Source organism: Peribacillus aracenensis (genome assembly GCF_025175645.1).
GTDB classification, from domain to species: Bacteria; Bacillota; Bacilli; order Bacillales; family DSM-1321; genus Peribacillus; species Peribacillus aracenensis.
The window spans coordinates 69,435-87,099 of the sequence record NZ_JANZMJ010000020.1; the positions used below are offsets into that span (position 1 = coordinate 69,435).

The window sequence follows — 17,665 nt, forward strand, 5'->3', positions numbered from 1 at the left end:
ATCTAATAATCCAGCTATTCTTTATATCCGCATACTCTTTCGGTTTTTAAACAAGCCGAATTATTCCGTGCGTTAGCCCTTTTTTCTCATATTAATAATCCGTTCACCTTTACCTATCCATTTCCATTAGAACATCTGGGGTTTTTCTTATTAAATATCATTTATTAATTCAATATTTGATTCTTTTTTGAATTTCTCGAAACAATAGTAAAGACTAAATGAAATGAAAACACCGATTACCCAGGCAACATCAAGACCACCTAAATATTTAGAGATTGTCCCCTGATAAACACCATTATTTACAAATGGCACTTGAGAAATTACCGAGAGAAGATAAATGGCAAGGGAACTAATACGCAACCTTCCGAAAGAATCATTTTTCCTCATAAATGATTCCGGATCATACGAATTTCGACGAAGTAAATAGAAATCTGTTAAATTGATTACACTCCAAGGTACAATAAAGAAAAGGACAAAACTTAAATAGTTTTGAATATTCACCATAAAATTTCCCGCTCCGATGGTTGCTGCTACTGCTAGAATGACTCCTACTAAAATTGTGGTAAAGATCCGTAATTTTATCGTCGTCCTAAATTTAATGAAATTACTTGCGATTGATAAGGCAACAATACAAGCTCCATAAATATTTAACGAATTAACCAGCATTAAACCAATAGCTATCAAAAATGCTAAAACAAAACCTAAGTTTCCGCCTAAATCCTTTATTTGAGACATGACAGTCCCATTAACTGCCATGCACCCTATAGCAGCTCCTAATATCATTAACCATGCGGAGCTAATAAAGCTGCCAGTATACGTATTAACAAATGTCTTCTTTGCATGTACCGGATGGAAATATCTTGAGTAGTCAGAAACATAAGGACCATAGGTAATTTGCCAAGTGACTGAAATAGACAATACTAAAAAAAATTGATTGAAAGAAAAACTTCCATGATTGAGCATCTCTAATGAGACATTTTTTATAACAAGCAGGCTTATGATAATAAAAATAACAATATAAATCATCGTGTAATACTTCATTGCATATTGAATTAATTTTTGACCATAAATTGCGAACAATACCATTGGCAGTAAACTTAATGTGATTGACAAATTAAGGTTAATGCCCAATGATTCATGAATTCCCTGTCCCGTTATGATCGTGTTACTTGCTCCATAACCTATATACATCGTGAAGACTATCAGTAAGGGCAATATAACCCCAAAGTAACCAAACTGTGCTCTGCTTTGAATAACTTGTGGGATGCCCAGCCTCGGTCCCTGTGCGGAATGGAGAGCCATTACCACCGCTCCAATTCCATGACCAAGAAGAATCGCCAAGCTCGCCCACCAAAAATCCAACCCAATTGTTATGGCTAAGGCGCCAGTAACTATAGGTAATGCATGAGTATTTGCACCAAACCAGGTAAAAAAAAGTTGTTTAGGATCACCCTGCCTTTCCTCTATTGATATAAATTCAAAGCTTTTTTGTTCTATTACACTCCTATTATTTTTTTCATTCAAAAATACACACCTCCATTGCACTTTGGCTATTGGGTGCTTTTTCATAAACAACTTTACCATCCATTATGGTAAGATTAACTTTTGTTGATATTATTTCAGAAGAATCCACTTCAAACAGGTTTTTGTCGAGGACCACAATATCCGCTAATTTACCTACCTCTATCGTTCCTAGTTTACTTTCCTTAAAGTTTCCATAGGCGCCGCCTAAAGTATAGAAACGCAGTGCTTCAGCCATGCTAATTATTTCAGCTGAATGCCAGCCTCCGTTTGGCTCTCCATCATTGTGCACTCGAGTAACGGCTCTGTATATTCCGTACATAGGATTTAAGTTAACAATGGGAAAGTCACTTCCAAAAGCCAGATTTGCTTTACGGGACATTAATGTTTTAATCGGCCAATACGGTTCACGAAGAGGCCCCAGGCGGGAAGGGTAGGTGTTTTCTTCAAACGTTTCAAACAGTGCAATATGTTCAGGCTGCATTGAAGCAATTACCCCCAGTTCAGCAAAACGATCTAAGTCATTGGCAGAGACTGTTTCAACATGCTCAATTGTATGGCGGGAGTCTCTTATCCCATTATTTTTTCGAGCAGCTTCATAGCTGTCCAAAGCTAGTCTGATAGCTCCATCTCCACAAGCATGCAACCTTATTCTAAATCCTTCTTTATCAGCATTAGTTATCCACTCTTTAACTATTTCAGGCGGCATTAAGGTTTCACCGATTGTATTTGGGTTATCGTTATATGGTCCGAGTAAATAAGCCGTGTAGGTAGCAGGAACGCCATCCAAAAATTGTTTCAGCCCAGAAAAATTTAATTTTTCTGAACAATATTTATCTCTAAGTTTCTTTACATAATCAAACTCTCCGGTTAAAGTGGATAAAAAGTCGATTCGGACTGAAAGTTCTCCTTTTTTTTCGAATAACTCATAAATTTCCAAATCCCCCATGTCAAATCCAGGCACAGGAAACATATCGCCCACAGAAGTCACTCCATATTTAGCGGCCATCTTTAAAAAACTTTGAAAAACACGGACACGTTGCTCATATGGAATTTCAAATGCTCTTTTAGCCAGCCCAAGAGCGGTTTCATCCAGTACTCCTGTTGGCTCCCCGTTTTCATCTCTTATGATTTTTCCAAAAGGTGGATCTGGGGTTTCACGATTTATTCCAAGTACTTCTAGTCCTTTGCTGTTCAGCCAAGCTCCATGGGCATCTGCATTCAGCAGACAAACGGGTTGATTGGGGAATACTTTATCCAGGGATAATCTGTGGGGCAATTCTGTTTTTTCCCAAAATAAGTGGTACCATCTGAAGCCTAATATCCATTGATTCTTCTTATTATCGCTTTTTTCATAGTGTTGTTTTAATAAATCGACTGCTTCTTCCTCTGAGGTTGCGCTGCTTAGATCAGGATAATGCTCATATAAACTACCTAGTGTTAAATGAATATGGAAATCATTAAAGCCCGCCATTATTAACTCATTGTCAAATTTATAAGTTTTTGTTTTTTTTCCGATAAGCGGTACCATTTCTTTTTCACTGCCAACAGCAAATATTTTATTTCCTTTAATAGCAACTGAAGCTTTCTTCGGCTTCTCCCCTAATCCAGAGAAAACAAAATTACCTGAAAGAACAATATCAGCTGGTTGAGCGGGGTTCATTTGACTATTCATTTTAATCTTCCTTTCAATTTCTGTTTTTATGGATGGTTGAACGCTCCCCATTTTAATGGAGAGCGTTTCAGTCCTATATAGAAATTTAGCCACTACAGTTACAAGAGTTGCAACGGCTTGATAGTGATTTCACCACTAACTATATTCACTCCAAATTTACCCAAACACTTTTCACCTCGGTATAACTTTCTAAAGCATAGGCACTTAAATCTCTACCAAATCCCGACTGTTTATATCCCCCGAAAGGAGAGGCTGGGTCTATTACATCATAACAATTAATCCATATATTTCCTGATTTTAATTGATTAGCAACTTTATGTGCCATTTTCACGTTCTCTGTCCAGATACCCGCACCTAAACCGTAAGGAGAGTTGTTTGCGCGTTCAATGACTTCTTCCACCGTATTGTAAGGCATGACAACGACGACTGGTCCGAATATTTCCTCTTTTGCAATCGTCATATATTCTTCTACATCAATAAAAATAGTCGGCTCGACAAAGAAACCTTTATCCGATTTTCTTCCGCCTGTTACTGCCTTTGCTCCTTCTTCTTTACCAGTGTTAATAAATTCAAACACGCGGTCTTGCTGTTTTTTAGAAACAAGAGGCCCCATCGTCGTATTTGTATCCAATCCATTTCCAGGGGTAACGTTTTCAGCTAGGGAAACCATACCGGAAACGACTTCATCGAATTGATCCTTATGAACGTATACTCTCGACCCCGCACTGCAAACTTCCCCCTGGTTGAACATAATGCCGTTGAACACTCCGGGAATCGCTTTTGAAAGATCCGCATCAGGGAGTATGATATTTGGCGACTTTCCCCCAAGCTCCAGCGTCAACCTTTTCATTGAATCTGCGGCTTGTTTCATTATTTGCTTCCCGATAGGCGTCGAGCCGGTAAACGAAACTTTATTTACATCTGGGTGATTCACTATTGCATGACCGGCTTTCGCACCGAATCCAGGAACAATGTTAACAACGCCTGCAGGAAATCCTGCTTTTTCAACAAGTTCAGCAAAATAAAGTGCCGATAACGGAGTCTGTTCAGCGGGCTTCAAAACAACCGTACAGCCTGCAGCTAAAGCCGGGGCCACTTTCCATGAAACCATATTAATAGGGTAGTTCCAAGGGATAATTTGTCCAACTACTCCGACTGGTTCGTGACGAGTATAGTTTAAGAATGGACCGGAAACAGGAATTGTTTGCCCCATATTCTTTGTCGCCCAACCAGCAAAATACCGGAACGTTTCAATCGTACCTGGTACATCGACGGACCGTGTTTCATTTATTGGCTTTCCATTGTCCAAAGTATCTAATTGTGCCAGCTCTTCTTGATGTTTTTCAATAAGGTCAGCTAATTTCAAGATGAACTTTGCTCTTTCAGCGGCACTCAACTTTGACCATGGCCCCTCATCAAATGCTTTCCTTGCTGCCTTAACTGCCAAATCTATATCTTTTTCTTCCGCCTCATAGACTGTTGCCAATATTTCTTCAGTAACTGGATTAATTGTTTCAAATGTTTTTGAAGAACATGATTCCACAAATTTTCCATCGATGTACAACTTTTTCGTACCTTTTAAAAACTCCCTCACCTTATTGCTTATTTCAAGTGTTTGGTTCGCCATTCTTGTTCCTCCAGTCTAAAAATAAACATGCCAGAGATCGAGCCGCTAAGACTACTAGCTCTCTAGCATGTTGTATAAATCCAATCATTTATTTAATGGTTTTATTAAATTCAGTCACTGCTGTATCGATGATATTGATCATTTCCGAAATTTCTTGTCTATTAATGATAAGCGGCGGAGCAATGGCAACAATATCCTTGCCCTTTTCAAAGTCTGCAGCTCTTAAAATCAATTTGCGTTTGAAGCACTGATCAACGACAAACGAAGCTGGTTTGACTGATTCTGCAAATGGTACATCCAAGTCACGGTCCTGCTGAAGCTCAAATCCGGCAAGCAAGCCGACCGCTCTTGATTTCGTGAAATACCGGTGTTTATCCGTTAAGTAGTCAAACCCTTTCTTCAGCTCTTTCTCCATTTTGTTAACGTTATCAAGAATGTTGTCGCGTTCGAGAATTTCAATCGTTTTCAATCCAACGGCACATGCTGTTGGATGTCCGCTATAAGTAAATCCATGACCTAAAATTTGATCATATTGAACGATAGTATCTCTGATTTCTTTATTAACCAAAACGCCGCCAAGCTGGGCATAACCGCTCGTAATCCCTTTTGCTACACTCATGATATCAGGCACAACGTCCCAGTTATCGACACCGAACATTTTTCCGGTACGGCCAAATCCACAAATGACTTCGTCAGAAATCATCAGAATATCATTTTCTTCACACAGGGCTTTAACTGCTTTTAAATAACCATCAGGAGAAACGTGAACTCCTCCTGCACCCTGAATTGGTTCAAGGATTAGGGCAGCGATGGTTTCCGCTCCTTCTTTTTCGATGACATCACGAATGCATCCTTCATAGTTCGGATCATTTTTATCGCCAAGCTCACAATTAGTCAAATGTGATTTTGCCCTCACCATATCGGCATCTCTTGAACCTGCAAAACTATGGAAAGCATCTATGCCAGTTGCTGTTCCAGCAGAAACCGTTGCACCATGGTAGCTACGGCTTATCGATAAGATTTTTTTCTTTGTTGGACGACCTTTTAAATTCCAATAAAAACGCGCTAGTTTAAAAGCCGTATCGTTTGATTCCGACCCACCGGATGTGAAAAAGATAGCACTTAAATCACCAGGTGCAACGGAAACTACTTTTTCGGCCAAGCGAACAGCTTTTTCATTTGAGTAGCCATAGAATGAAGAACTGTAAGCAAGAGTAGACATCTGATCATATGAAGCCTGCGCAAGTTCCTTGTTTCCATGTCCTAAATTTACATTCCAAAGCATGGAAGCGCCATCAATATATGTATCACCTTTAATGTCTGTTACACGGATCCCATTTCCTTCATGAAAAATTATTTTCGGGCCATTTTCAATAAACAATTTAGGTACAGTCGTTGGATGAAGATAATGTTTTTTGTCTGATTCAATTAATTTTTCGATTTTCGACTCGGTTTTAGAAACAACCATGTTCCATACCTCCCAATGTAATAACTATTTAATATCCCTAAAATGAAACACTTTTGCTATAACTTTATATTGAGAACAAATAAGGAATTTTTCCTTAAATAAAAATATATATTATAATTAGACTATTGTCAATAATCTGAATAATCAATCCAGTTGTTTTTTTTATGATTTTTATTCCATTGGAAAAGAAGATTCTAGATCTTTACCTTTATTCTCACTTCTTTTTCCAGCTAGTTCTTCTACTTCTAAACGGTTGATTTTTATATTTAAATATCCAAAAGCGATAGCTACAAAAGTACTGATATAGCAAAAGAATGCATACGGCGCATATTCAATCGGAGAAACACCTAGAACAGAAAACATAAAAATACCACAGGTGGTCCATGGAATAAGACTTGCGGTCACTGTCCCGCAATCTTCCAATGTACGTCCGAGCAATTTCGGATGCAGTCCCCGTTTTTTATATTCATTCAAATACATGCGGCCAGGGATAATAACGGACATGAATTGGTCACACCCTACAATGTTTGAAGCGATACACGTACCAGCAGTCGCTGTTATTAAGCTACCTGTCCGTTTTACTTTCCGAAGCAGCGACCCAAGAAGAGTTTCCAATATTTTCGCTTTTTCGAGAATAGCGCCAAATGATAGAGCGATAAGGATTAAAGAAACCGTATACATCATATCTTGAATCCCACCTTGGTTTAACAATTCATCCGTAACTTTGTAACCAGTTTCGGCAGTATAACCATTATTCATGATGTTAATCATATTACCTAACGAAGTTTTTTGGACAAATAGGGAACAAGCCCCACCAATAAGGACCCCGACAGTCAAGCCAGGAATGGCCGGTATCTTCAAAATGAAAATTAGCGCAATAAAGAGTAACGGAATTAATAAAAACGGTGAGATAACGAATTGATCTGAAAGAATTCCTTGAATCTTTTCAGCCTGTGACAAATCTGCACCTTCTCCACGAAATTTAAATCCGAGAAATGCATACAACATTAGCGAAATAATGAGTGTTGGGAATGTAGTGTTCATTAGGTTCCTAATGTGTTCAAATAGGTCTACACCCACAACCGCCGAGGTGAAGTTCGTCACATCCGATAAAGGGCTCATCTTATCACCGAAATAAACACCCGATACGACTGCACCAGCAACCATCGGTAATGGAACACCCAAGCCATGCCCAATTCCCATTAACGCTACCCCGATCGTACCAGCAGCAAACCAGGCATTTCCAGCGATGCTGACAAGAACAGAAATGATGCAGGCTGTAACAAGAAAATACGTTGGAGATACGACCCCTAATCCATAATAAACCATCGATGGCACAATTCCAGATGCCATCCAAGCTCCAATGAAGGCTCCGATTATCACTAGTATCAGTAAGGCTTTAATTGATACACTAATTGTTTTTACTAAGTGTTCTTCAATGGAATGCCAATTATGACCGAGCTTTAAAGCGACGATCACGGCAACTACCGTACTTATTAAAAGGGGTACATGTGGATCAGCACCATAAACACCAATTCCAATTGCCAGTGCACATGCCATAAACACGATTGGTAATAAAGCAAGCCATTTAGAAGGGGTTTTCACCACATTCACATTGTTTTCCTGTTTCACTCATTTTCACTCCCCGTTTACTTTTTAACTCCAAGTCTCGATTACTATCTAATATTTTTTTAAAAATTTGATAGCGCTTACAATCTTAAACGGTTAAAATGAGCGTTTGTCAGTTAAAAATGCCATTAATCAATCCCCCTGACTTTTTTAAATTGGCATCATGTAGTTAAAAAGCCACCATAATAGAATTTAACTCTATTTAATCTCTAAAGCCATACTTATTTAATAATAGAGGGCATTACTCTATCATTTTTTGTAAAAAGTAACGAACGGGGCAATATTTCTAATAGAAAAAAACAGCAAGAAGCTTATTTGTTTGAAAATGCAAATATCCTTCATGAAAAATCGGAGCCATCGTGTAAAGCTGACTATATTATTTAAAAACTTGAACTCATAAACTGAGGAATTTTACGTCAATTCCCGATCAATGTTCATAATTCCCTGCAAAATTAAGTTACCGGCTTTTTCAATATCCTTAGGCAGACTGTATTCTTCTGGACAATGACTCTTCCCATCAATGCTTTTCACGAAGACCATGGCTGATTTTGTAATCATTGCCATATGAGCTGCATCATGTATCGCCATACTGGAGAACGTCATAAAAGGTTCTTCCATCTCCTGAGCTGTGCTTTGTAATATATGAACAATGTCCTCATCCAAAACAACTGGTTTTTGATCAAGAAAAACTCTGTGCTGAATGTCCACCTTTCTTTTCCTGGCGATTTCTTCCCAAGCGCTCTGTATTACGTTAACTTTATGTTGAATTCCCTCTTCTGTTTCTCCTCTGACTTCGTAGATAAAATCAACTTGTCCTGGAATAATATTTGCCGCATTCGGAAAAACAGTCAATTTGCCGACTGTTCCAACTATACTGCTGCCGCTTTCTTGGCAATGACGTTCCACTTCAAGTATCATTTCAGCTACAGCAGTCAATGCATCCTTCCGATGTTCCATCATTGTCGTACCGGAGTGGTTAGACTGCCCGATAACCCTTACTTTACTTCGATAAGTTCCGACAACCCTGTTGATGACCGCCATGGATATATTTTCACTTTCCAACCGCTGTCCCTGCTCAATGTGCAGTTCAATAAAACCCTTTTTGTTCTTTCCCATTTCCTTCATCATTGGGAATTTATCAAGGCCTCCCCCAGCTTTAATCAGTTCATCACTAAGCCGGGCACCTGTTGAATCAAAGACATCTTTCAGCATCTCGATTTTCAATCGGCCGACGAAAGAACGGCTTCCGAACGTTGATAAGTTAAAATCATTCGATTCTTCTGCCGTAAATGAAACGATTTCCAAGTCATGGTCAAGAATCACGTTATTTTCAATTAATGTTTTAATAATTTCTTTCGCCATAAGAACACCTAACGGGCCATCATACTTACCTCCATTCGGAACGGAATCAAGGTGTGATCCAATGACAATACTGCCTTGTTTTTTTCCATTCCCCTTGTGCCTTCCCCAAATATTGGCGGCCCCGTCAATAGTGACCTTTAAATCCATATCCTCTAATTCCTTAATAAACCGTGCACGCACTTCATGATCGGCTTGTGAAAAACTGGGCCTTGTCACCCCTCCTTGATCATTTTTTCCGTATTCAGCATACTCCTTGATGTCCGACAATAATCGGTCAATATCGATTTTCATAGCTGCTCACTGCCACCCTTCTCCTAGGAACTCCAATCTGGTTAACGTTATCTTTTATTCGTCACCTTTTACCCCATATGAAGGTGCGAGATCCGGCTCAATTGCCCTAGATTTATAATTTTCCGCTTGCGGACTATAAATCTCCCATAGTTTTTTCAAATCATTTAGTGGATCATCACTATAATCAACACGCAGATCTACATAAGCAAACGGAGTATCCGGATGATAGACCAAGAGTGCAATAGAATGTTCTTGATCAAGCTCCCCTCCCATGTTAAAACCGAGTTCAAGAGCTGAAATTAACCGCTCAGGTAAAGAAAGGTCCTTCCGTTCAAGAAAATGTTGGCCCATCGCTTTTGGGATTTCTGGATTGCTTAACAGGTTACCTATGCTGGCAACATTATCAGCATAATAGTCCCCGTGCACTCCAAGCGCTTTTTCACCTGTAAACACGCTTGATTCCCCGTTGGCATCGACAACAGCCAGCTGTCTAAAATCAGGAAAGTCCGAAGCAGCCACCATTGTCCGTATTGACGCCTGGGCTCCGTAACCTTTTTCCAAAGCTGAAAGTCCTATGTCTGCTAGTCTGGGATCTGTGACATTTTGCGTCAGGATGACACCTATATTTGATTTGACCCAGGGACATCTTGCCCCAACAGCGGGGCTGCTGGAAGTGACAATAGCTCCTAAAGCCCCAGTTGAAGAGCAACGTCCTGCCACGGAAAACGTACTTGTTATGTTCATTTTTAATCCTCCCTTGAGAAAATAAGGAGCAACAAGCATGATTCTTTTCAATAGTTGCTGCTCCATTCATTTAATTTATATTCGATATATCCCTTTATTCCTTACCGCTAATAATTGCTTCGACGTCTATTTCCACCAGCATTTCTGGAAGAGCCAGCCCATTGACGACAAGTCCTGTACTAACTGGATATACGCCTTTAAAATGCTTAGCAATAACAGCGTAGGCTTCTTTTCGATAGGAACGATCAGTGACATAAGTTGTGAGTTTGCAAACGTCTTCCATTTTCCCCCCTGCTTCTTCAAGCAACTGCTTGATGCAGCGACAAGCATTCTCTGTCTGTTCAGTAACATCATTCTCCCCGTGAAAATTACCTTCCAGATCAAATGCAGTTTGCCCTCTCATGAAAATACGGTTTCCAGCACGAACAACCATAGAGAACTCATTTGCTACGTGATGAGATTCCTCCCCCATATAAGCTGGATAAAATTTATTCGTTTCAAATTTACGGTATCTTTTAATTTCCATTTTCTTAATTCTCCCTTGCATCTTATTTTATTAATGAATTTCCAACCTATTTTTTCTGGCATATAGGTTCTCACACATTGAAATCATCGTAAAACACTCGGCCCCTAGCAGTTTTTTTGCCTGAGGATAGTTTCCTTGTTGCAAAAGCTTGCGAATGCGTGAAGAAGAGATCATTTCACCTCGTTCACATGTCAGGGGCTGTAACACTTCTACTTTAAAATAGCGGCGTAATACTTCGATGGTGCCCTTTCTATTTTTCCCGAATAAGAAGTTAGGGCCTTCCCAGATTTCAATGGGATTTATTTCTTTTAATTCTTCAATGAATACCGGAACTTCCTTTTGAGTAAACGCTTCATCAAATGGACCGACTATAACATGGTCAACTCCTAGCATTTTGAGGCGCTGAAGCTTCTCTTCCACTGACATTAACAGTTGGCATCCTTTAAAATAGACTTTTGGAGGAGGATCAAAAGTATATACAACAAAAGGAACTCCAAGCTTCATGGCCCGTTCTTTTGCCTTTAATAGCAATGCTTGATGCCCCCTGTGGATGCCGTCGAGTGCACCAATCGATAGAACTGATGCAGAAAGCTGTAAGGAACCTTGTGTATGTATTTCCAATGAAAACTTCCCCTTTCTATATTCAAGATTACTGATTAGTAACAGTAATAGCCGCTTTTAAATCCGCTGCTTTACGAACCATTTCGCGCTGTGCTTCCATATCGAAGCTATTGAAAACTGACATCTGTTGAGCAAATGGAGGACTTTGAGCAAACAATTCAAAGGTAGTTCTATGCCCGGCGTAAGAGGAATTCAAGAGGTCTCTCGCAAAGTATAGTAATTTTCCTCTTTCTTTCGCACTCCACTCACCAACGGAATAATACTTATCAACATATTCTTGAATCGCTGGATCAGCAAACGTTTCGGAATCTGGTGTAACGGCTAGTTGCCCTCCTACGAGTTCCCTTGTTAAATGCGCCATCGCCGGGAAATTAGATAGTGCAAATACACGGCCAGTGTACAGAAGAGATTGGTTTGGCATCATTAATCCGCCGGGGCTGACTTCCGCATTTGCAACAGCTGCTGTTAAATGAGCATTAATTCCTTCACGATAATTAATAAGCTGAGATATTTTCTCCCTTACTGCCTGCAGTTTTGTCAAACCTGTTTGTTCAACGTTCAATAAAGCTGTTCCTAGCAAAAAATCTGCTCTGCGCAATACTCTTAGGACGTAGTTAAAGGCAGAATACCTATGCAGTGTGGCACGAATGTACGCAGCAGAGGCTAATGAACGATGGAACAAGACATTTTCCCATGGAATTAGTACGTTATCGAATATTAGCAATGTATCAATTTCTTCAAATTTTGTAGAGATCGGATAATCTGTATCATTTTTTCCTGTCCCGAGGGACGTACGGCAAATGTGCTTTAATCCGGGAGCTCCCATATCAGCGATGAATCCACATGCGAATGGCGCCATAGTTTCTTCTCCGGCTTCCCAATTCAAGATAGTCGGTTTAACGAATGCCTGGTGAGCATAGGCGGCAGCCGTTTCAAACTTCGCACCTTTTACAACAATTCCTTTATCGTTTTCTTCAACAACATGCAGCAGGGTTCCGCCATCTTTTCCGCTAAAAAGTTTGCTTCGGTCACCTTTTGGATCCGTATTAGCGGAAACATGGAACAAATCTTCTCTTGCCACTCGATCGATATGATTCGCAATATTTTTCGCATAAGTAGGGTTAATTTCATTTAATTTATCCTGCGCGTCATATAAGGACCACATTTCACCTATCGTTTCATCCCCAACACGGTATACCACTCCGCCAAGATCATCAAGCACGGTTTCCACGTGATTACGGATTCCAGTTAAATCCTCTTTAGTCTTTGGAGCTTTATACGCTCGTGAAACGACTTCGCCATCTTCCAATCTAGTTGTTAACTTCTCCTTATTTTCAGGTTCAAAGGCCATGTCATACATTCTTGCTTTCACATCAACTATCGGTTTAAATGATGGGTGTTCAGCTACATTTTTGACCCTTTCCCCATCGATGAATACTTCCCTGCCGTCATTCAATGATTCACGATATTGCTTACCAGTCATTAAAGCCATACTATTTCCTCCTTTTAGATGATTTGTTATCCAATTTTCATTTGGAAAGGACTTAGACAAACAGCTTGTTTCCCTTGGGTTTTAAGCTTTCTTGAACGAACCAAATTCTCCTTTGAAATACACGAGCGGGTCCCCTATGAGTGCATGGGCTTTTTGAACCTCCGCCAGAAAGATGGAATGAGTACCTCCTGGTACTTCTTCCACCACCCGGCATTCAATCTGGGCAAGTGTGTTATTTAAAACGGGGTTACCCAGTTCGCCATAGGACATTTCCACACCTTTGAACTTCTCAGTGTTCGACCTGGCAAACTGCATCGCAAGCTCCCCCTGGTTTTCAGCAAGAATGTTTACAGTAAATGAACCCGCTTTCGAAATAGCATGGCATGTACCTGTATTTTTATTGGCACATACAAGTAGCATTGGAGGCTCAAGAGACACGGAACTAACTGCGCTGGCAGTAATCCCATAATCTATTTCATTTTCCCTTACTGTAATTATCGATACTCCGCTGGTGAAATGACTGATTACATTTCTAAACGATTCAGGACTCACTAACTGTAACGATTGATTATCCCGAGAAGAGTTATTACTCATATGAAATGCATCCCCCTTTTTTATTTAAGGAATTATTCTCAATGTGTTCCTTAAATAAATCATAAAAAAAATCCAGCGAAATGTCAACTGAATTTTCTAACAATTCTTATAATTTTATTTTTCTTGATCATCCATTAAAGGTCCGTTTCTTTTTCTTTTAAAGGCAGAAATGCTGCTTGATTCAATAGAGCAATTCATTCAACATATATACTAATGTTTACTATAATTGTTATAATCAATTAAAGAAAACCCTAACAAATTAGGTAAGCAAAATGCTGGAATTAATCGATTAATTAATATATTTCCCTATATAATACATAACGTTTTTGAAAAATTTGCAAGTTATTCTATTAGGTGGTGTGTTCGACTATGAAAATAAAAGCCGGAATTGTTGGTCCAAGTGACTATGTACAGATAATATGCGATATTGCAAAAGAATACTCCGACAGACTGTACCCGATTCCATTTGGATATCAAAATGCTGAAGAGGCGACAAATATCGTGAAACAAAATCAACAGTTAGTCGACCTTTGGATTTTTGCGGGTCCAGCCCTCTATCCTTTTGTTGAAAAAAGCGGTTCCAAACAACCTTTTTTTTATCTTAACTTAGATGGAGCAAGCTTAACAAAAACGTTGGTGGAAGTAGGTTATAAAGATTCTAAAAGCCTCAATCGGATGAGTATAGATTTGCTTAAAGAAAGTGATGTATATGAGACATATCATGATCTGGGCATTTCATATGAAGATATTCATGTTCATGAATATCTTCATGATACTACTCTCCAGGATCTTCTTGCATTTCATCAAAAACTATTTAAAGAGGGACAAGTTGATATTTGCATTACTTGTCTATACTTTGTATACGAACAATTGAAGTTACAAGGAATTCCTGTTTATCGAGTTACCCCTACACGTAGCAACATACGTGAAACGCTAAAAACAGCAATCCAAAAATGGGAAACCCTTCATTTTAAACAATCACAAATTGCTGCTATATTTATCAAAGTAGAGAATATGGATACAAACATGAATCACCACACCATATCCTACGATTTACATCGCTTGAACTTAAAAGTACAAGATGCCGTATTAAACTTTTCCGAATCGATTTTCGGCACTTTTGTACCTCTTGGGGTTGGAACATTTGTAATTTTCTCCACGAGAGGTTCCATAAAAGAAACAGGGCAACAAATTGGAGATCTTTTGGAAAAATTAGCTTTAATATCGGAATTACCATCGAATGTTGGGATCGGCTATGGGGAAACTGCATTGGCTGCGGAGGAAAATGCACGACTTGCTTTAAATCATGCACAAAATTACGATTCTTTTTGTGCATTCCTTGTAGATGATAGAGGGATTATTGAAGGTCCTCTTAAAGAACAAGAAAGCATTTCTTTTGGCTATCGAACGGAGAATAAGGAAATCAGTGAAAAACTTAAACAGTGTGGCGTCACGATTACAACACTTAACAAGATTTTGTCTGTACAAAAAAGAACAGGGAACCACTCTATAACAGCATCAATTCTTGCTGAATGGTTAAAAATGACCCCTCGGAACGCACGGCGAATTCTTAATGGTTTAGTTGAGCAGGAGATTGCCGAAATAATTGGTGAAGAAGCACCTACTGCTAAAGGAAGACCTAGAAAGATATATCGAGTTAATAGTGAATTGGAGACTACAACGGAATATACCGGTGAAAAATAGAGGGCACCATATTCCTAAGGGTGGAATTCCCCCATCTTACATTTCAAATTAGATTAGGAGCTAAATGTCCTTTCAAATAGTAATTCGGAAGTTTTGTGTGTTGTATTTTTAAAGATTCAAGAAATCTTGTAGATAAACCCTTCCATTAACAAAACGCCATTTAGAGCGTTTCAGCCTGTAGGCGAACTCGATAATCGAGTTTGTCTACAGCTTTTTAACGGTTTGTACAATTTGAATGTTGCCTCTAGGCACTCGCTTTCCGCGGGCGATCCAATCAATATTATTGATTTAACTTTTATATAGACCCACTTTAGTCTAAGGTTTTAAAAGCCATTTAGGGCGTTTAAAATTACCTACTGGGTTTGGTAGGTAAAAACAACTTAGTCCCCCCACCTATCTAATTCCGATTATCTTTTAAAGTTGATAGTTTAGGGTAGCCAAATAATGTCATGTTCGCAAAGTTTGGCCAAAATAAGAAAAAGAGCAATGTATTTGCTCTTTCCGACTCAAAGATATTATAATAACTCGCTAGCTATTGGCAGCTTTCCTATTATGCCTACTACCATAAAAGACTAACTGTTTTCCTTCCTGTTCTTCCATTTTAAATCCACGCCAACCATTTGCGATAATTCCTTGCTGGGATGCTATATCATTCATCTCAATGATCTGGATTTCCTGCCATGGAGATGCGTCCACTTCAGACAATTCCTTGACAAATATATAACGCAATTGCCCGCCATATTTCTCTTTTAACGCCACAATTTCCATTCCTTGGGCAAATTTATCTTTTAAACTGGGAATGTTAAAAGGCGCAACTGTACAGCATACATATCGGTAAGGCGACTCCTGCTTGTTCAACTCCTTCATGATCAACGTTGCAAGTGTTTGTTGCAGTTTGTTTCCCCTGTATGCAGGCAGTACGTTAGAAATTTCCTGATAAATCACTTCCGACAGCTCGTATTCCATCATTCCGAAATCTCTCCCTAGATGTTCCTCATCAATAGGCGGAGCCAGCAACGCCCGGAATGCAATGAGATCCTCACCAACGAATGCTCCAATCATGAGCCCATTTCCTTCTAGAATATATTGAAACTCTTCCTTAGTAAGCGGTTGAAGTACACCTTTATCGGTCAAATGGTGAACGACCTGTTCTTGAACTTGTAAAATATCGGTTAAATCCTCCAACACTAATTTTCTGACCTCATAGCGTTTATGATTTTTATCCTTACTGATGGTACCTTCGCAAATCAATTCCAAAGTTGCTCCCCCTTTTATTGGATGACATCCTGAAAAACTGTTAATTCAACTAGCGTTTCTTCATTTATCGCTACACCTAATCCTGGTTTTTCATTCAACCTAATATATGGGACATCATAATAAAGATTCCCTACATCCTTGGAGAATTTCAATGGACCAGTGAGTTCCACGCTTGTAATCACCTTTTTTGAAAATGCAACATGGAAGCCAGCTGCAGAACCAATGGATGATTCTACCATTGAGCCAATCTGACATTCTAACCCAGCAAGCTCTGCTTGGTGGGCTAGCTTTATTGCCGGATATATACCACCGCATTTCATCAGTTTAATATTCAATTTGTCAGCTGCTCGTTTCTGGATAATTTCGCGCATTTCCCGTGTGCCCTTTAATCCCTCATCAATCATCAGCGGAATCGTAGACTTCGATTTTATTTCAACCATCCCATCGATGTCATCGGCAGCTACCGGTTGTTCAAGCCAATCAAGCTGGCACTCAAGCAATTGATCAATCGCTACAAGAGTTACCGCACTGTTCCGCCATCCTTGATTAACATCTGCGCGTATAGCGATACTATCACCTACACGGTCGCGGACAGCTTGTATGCGTGCCACATCTTCACTGACATTGGTGCCAACCTTCATTTTAAATGACTGATAGCCCTGCTCGACCATAACTGCCGCTTCTTCGGCCATTTTTTCAGGAGGAGCTATACTTAAGACATGGGTAATTGGAAACTCATCATGATAACGTCCCCCGATTAGCTGGTAGACTGGCTGCCCCAGCTTCTTTCCCATGATATCAAAGCAAGCAATGTCAATGGCTGCCTTAGCTGTAGGAGCTCCATAAATCGCTTTGTCCATCAAATCATGAAGCCTTTCGATTTCAAATGGATTCTTGCCTAACAGTATGGGTCCCAACGTATTTTTCAACACCTGGTAGGTCCCTTCCAGAATCTCACCAGTCACATGTTCGTCTGCGACACCTTCCCCGTACCCAACAAACCCTTCATCCGTCTCAATTTTGACAATGATTGATGGCATAAATTCGTAAGTATGGTAACTAATCACAAAGGGCTCTTTAAGAGGCAGATGGATTGCATATAGGTGGATCGCTGTAATTTTCATTTCTAATACTCCCTTTCAATTCACAAGATT

The 17,665-nt window shown here is 39.5% G+C and carries 14 protein-coding genes; 1 reads left to right on the forward strand and 13 read right to left on the reverse strand.

What is annotated here, in order from left to right; translation table 11 throughout:
• Nucleotides 1-150: 150 nt before the first annotated feature.
• The 11 genes from N0M92_RS18820 to N0M92_RS18870 form a co-directional block, all read right to left on the reverse strand.
• Complete coding sequence (locus tag N0M92_RS18820) at nt 151-1,524, reverse strand: purine-cytosine permease family protein (protein WP_260287274.1); 1,374 nt, start codon at nt 1,522-1,524, stop codon at nt 151-153.
• A complete protein-coding gene (locus N0M92_RS18825; RefSeq protein WP_260287275.1) occupies nt 1,517-3,196 on the reverse strand; it encodes an amidohydrolase in 1,680 nt (559 codons plus the stop codon). The genes N0M92_RS18820 and N0M92_RS18825 overlap by 8 nt, the downstream gene beginning before the upstream one ends.
• A 145-nt stretch (nt 3,197-3,341) precedes the next feature.
• A complete protein-coding gene (locus N0M92_RS18830) occupies nt 3,342-4,823 on the reverse strand; it encodes an aldehyde dehydrogenase family protein (protein WP_260287277.1) in 1,482 nt (493 codons plus the stop codon).
• An 88-nt stretch (nt 4,824-4,911) separates the two neighbouring features.
• Complete coding sequence (locus tag N0M92_RS18835) at nt 4,912-6,291, reverse strand: aminotransferase family protein (protein ID WP_260287278.1); 1,380 nt, start codon at nt 6,289-6,291, stop codon at nt 4,912-4,914.
• Nucleotides 6,292-6,462: 171 nt separating this feature from the next.
• Nucleotides 6,463-7,923, reverse strand: a complete 1,461-nt coding sequence (nhaC, locus tag N0M92_RS18840; protein ID WP_260287280.1) for a Na+/H+ antiporter NhaC — start codon at nt 7,921-7,923, stop codon at nt 6,463-6,465.
• Nucleotides 7,924-8,331: 408 nt separating this feature from the next.
• Nucleotides 8,332-9,573, reverse strand: a complete 1,242-nt coding sequence (locus N0M92_RS18845) for a M20 family metallo-hydrolase (RefSeq protein ID WP_260287282.1) — start codon at nt 9,571-9,573, stop codon at nt 8,332-8,334.
• A gap of 54 nt (nt 9,574-9,627) precedes the next feature.
• On the reverse strand, nt 9,628-10,317 hold the full coding sequence (locus tag N0M92_RS18850) for a DUF1028 domain-containing protein (protein WP_260287284.1): 690 nt from the start codon (nt 10,315-10,317) through the stop codon (nt 9,628-9,630).
• 94 nt (nt 10,318-10,411) lie between these two features.
• Complete coding sequence (locus N0M92_RS18855) at nt 10,412-10,843, reverse strand: RidA family protein (RefSeq protein ID WP_260287285.1); 432 nt, start codon at nt 10,841-10,843, stop codon at nt 10,412-10,414.
• A gap of 30 nt (nt 10,844-10,873) precedes the next feature.
• Nucleotides 10,874-11,464, reverse strand: a complete 591-nt coding sequence (locus N0M92_RS18860; RefSeq protein WP_260287286.1) for an FAD synthetase family protein — start codon at nt 11,462-11,464, stop codon at nt 10,874-10,876.
• A gap of 28 nt (nt 11,465-11,492) precedes the next feature.
• Nucleotides 11,493-12,956, reverse strand: coding sequence for a 4-hydroxyphenylacetate 3-hydroxylase family protein (locus N0M92_RS18865; RefSeq protein ID WP_260287288.1), 1,464 nt, complete (start codon nt 12,954-12,956; stop codon nt 11,493-11,495).
• A gap of 81 nt (nt 12,957-13,037) precedes the next feature.
• On the reverse strand, nt 13,038-13,550 hold the full coding sequence (locus N0M92_RS18870) for a flavin reductase family protein (RefSeq protein ID WP_260287290.1): 513 nt from the start codon (nt 13,548-13,550) through the stop codon (nt 13,038-13,040).
• Between the two features lie 369 nt (nt 13,551-13,919).
• Between N0M92_RS18870 and N0M92_RS18875 the strand changes: the two genes are divergently transcribed.
• On the forward strand, nt 13,920-15,254 hold the full coding sequence (locus N0M92_RS18875; protein WP_260287291.1) for a helix-turn-helix domain-containing protein: 1,335 nt from the start codon (nt 13,920-13,922) through the stop codon (nt 15,252-15,254).
• A 528-nt stretch (nt 15,255-15,782) separates the two neighbouring features.
• On the opposite strand, the gene N0M92_RS18880 is transcribed toward N0M92_RS18875, so the two are convergent.
• Together N0M92_RS18880 and N0M92_RS18885 are read right to left on the reverse strand one after the other, a co-directional pair.
• The gene (locus tag N0M92_RS18880; protein ID WP_260287292.1) at nt 15,783-16,511 is read right to left on the reverse strand and encodes a GNAT family N-acetyltransferase; all 729 of its coding nucleotides are present in this window, start codon (nt 16,509-16,511) and stop codon (nt 15,783-15,785) included.
• Between the two features lie 14 nt (nt 16,512-16,525).
• Nucleotides 16,526-17,635 carry a mandelate racemase/muconate lactonizing enzyme family protein gene (locus N0M92_RS18885; protein ID WP_260287293.1) on the reverse strand — a complete coding sequence of 370 codons (1,110 nt, stop codon included), beginning with the start codon at nt 17,633-17,635 and terminating at the stop codon, nt 16,526-16,528.
• Nucleotides 17,636-17,665 lie beyond the last annotated feature (30 nt).

Excerpts from the sequence above, each read along its gene's own strand:
- N0M92_RS18870 (WP_260287290.1), bottom strand. The coding sequence starts at position 13,550 with ATGAGTAATAACTCTTCTCGGGATAATCAATCGTTACAGTTAGTGAGT.
- N0M92_RS18825 (WP_260287275.1), bottom strand. The coding sequence starts at position 3,196 with ATGAATAGTCAAATGAACCCCGCTCAACCAGCTGATATTGTTCTTTCA.
- N0M92_RS18845 (WP_260287282.1), bottom strand. The coding sequence starts at position 9,573 with ATGAAAATCGATATTGACCGATTATTGTCGGACATCAAGGAGTATGCT.
- N0M92_RS18885 (WP_260287293.1), bottom strand. The coding sequence starts at position 17,635 with ATGAAAATTACAGCGATCCACCTATATGCAATCCATCTGCCTCTTAAA.
- N0M92_RS18865 (WP_260287288.1), bottom strand. The coding sequence starts at position 12,956 with ATGGCTTTAATGACTGGTAAGCAATATCGTGAATCATTGAATGACGGC.
- N0M92_RS18830 (WP_260287277.1), bottom strand. The coding sequence starts at position 4,823 with ATGGCGAACCAAACACTTGAAATAAGCAATAAGGTGAGGGAGTTTTTA.
- N0M92_RS18875 (WP_260287291.1), top strand. The coding sequence starts at position 13,920 with ATGAAAATAAAAGCCGGAATTGTTGGTCCAAGTGACTATGTACAGATA.
- N0M92_RS18835 (WP_260287278.1), bottom strand. The coding sequence starts at position 6,291 with ATGGTTGTTTCTAAAACCGAGTCGAAAATCGAAAAATTAATTGAATCA.
- N0M92_RS18855 (WP_260287285.1), bottom strand. The coding sequence starts at position 10,843 with ATGGAAATTAAAAGATACCGTAAATTTGAAACGAATAAATTTTATCCA.
- N0M92_RS18850 (WP_260287284.1), bottom strand. The coding sequence starts at position 10,317 with ATGAACATAACAAGTACGTTTTCCGTGGCAGGACGTTGCTCTTCAACT.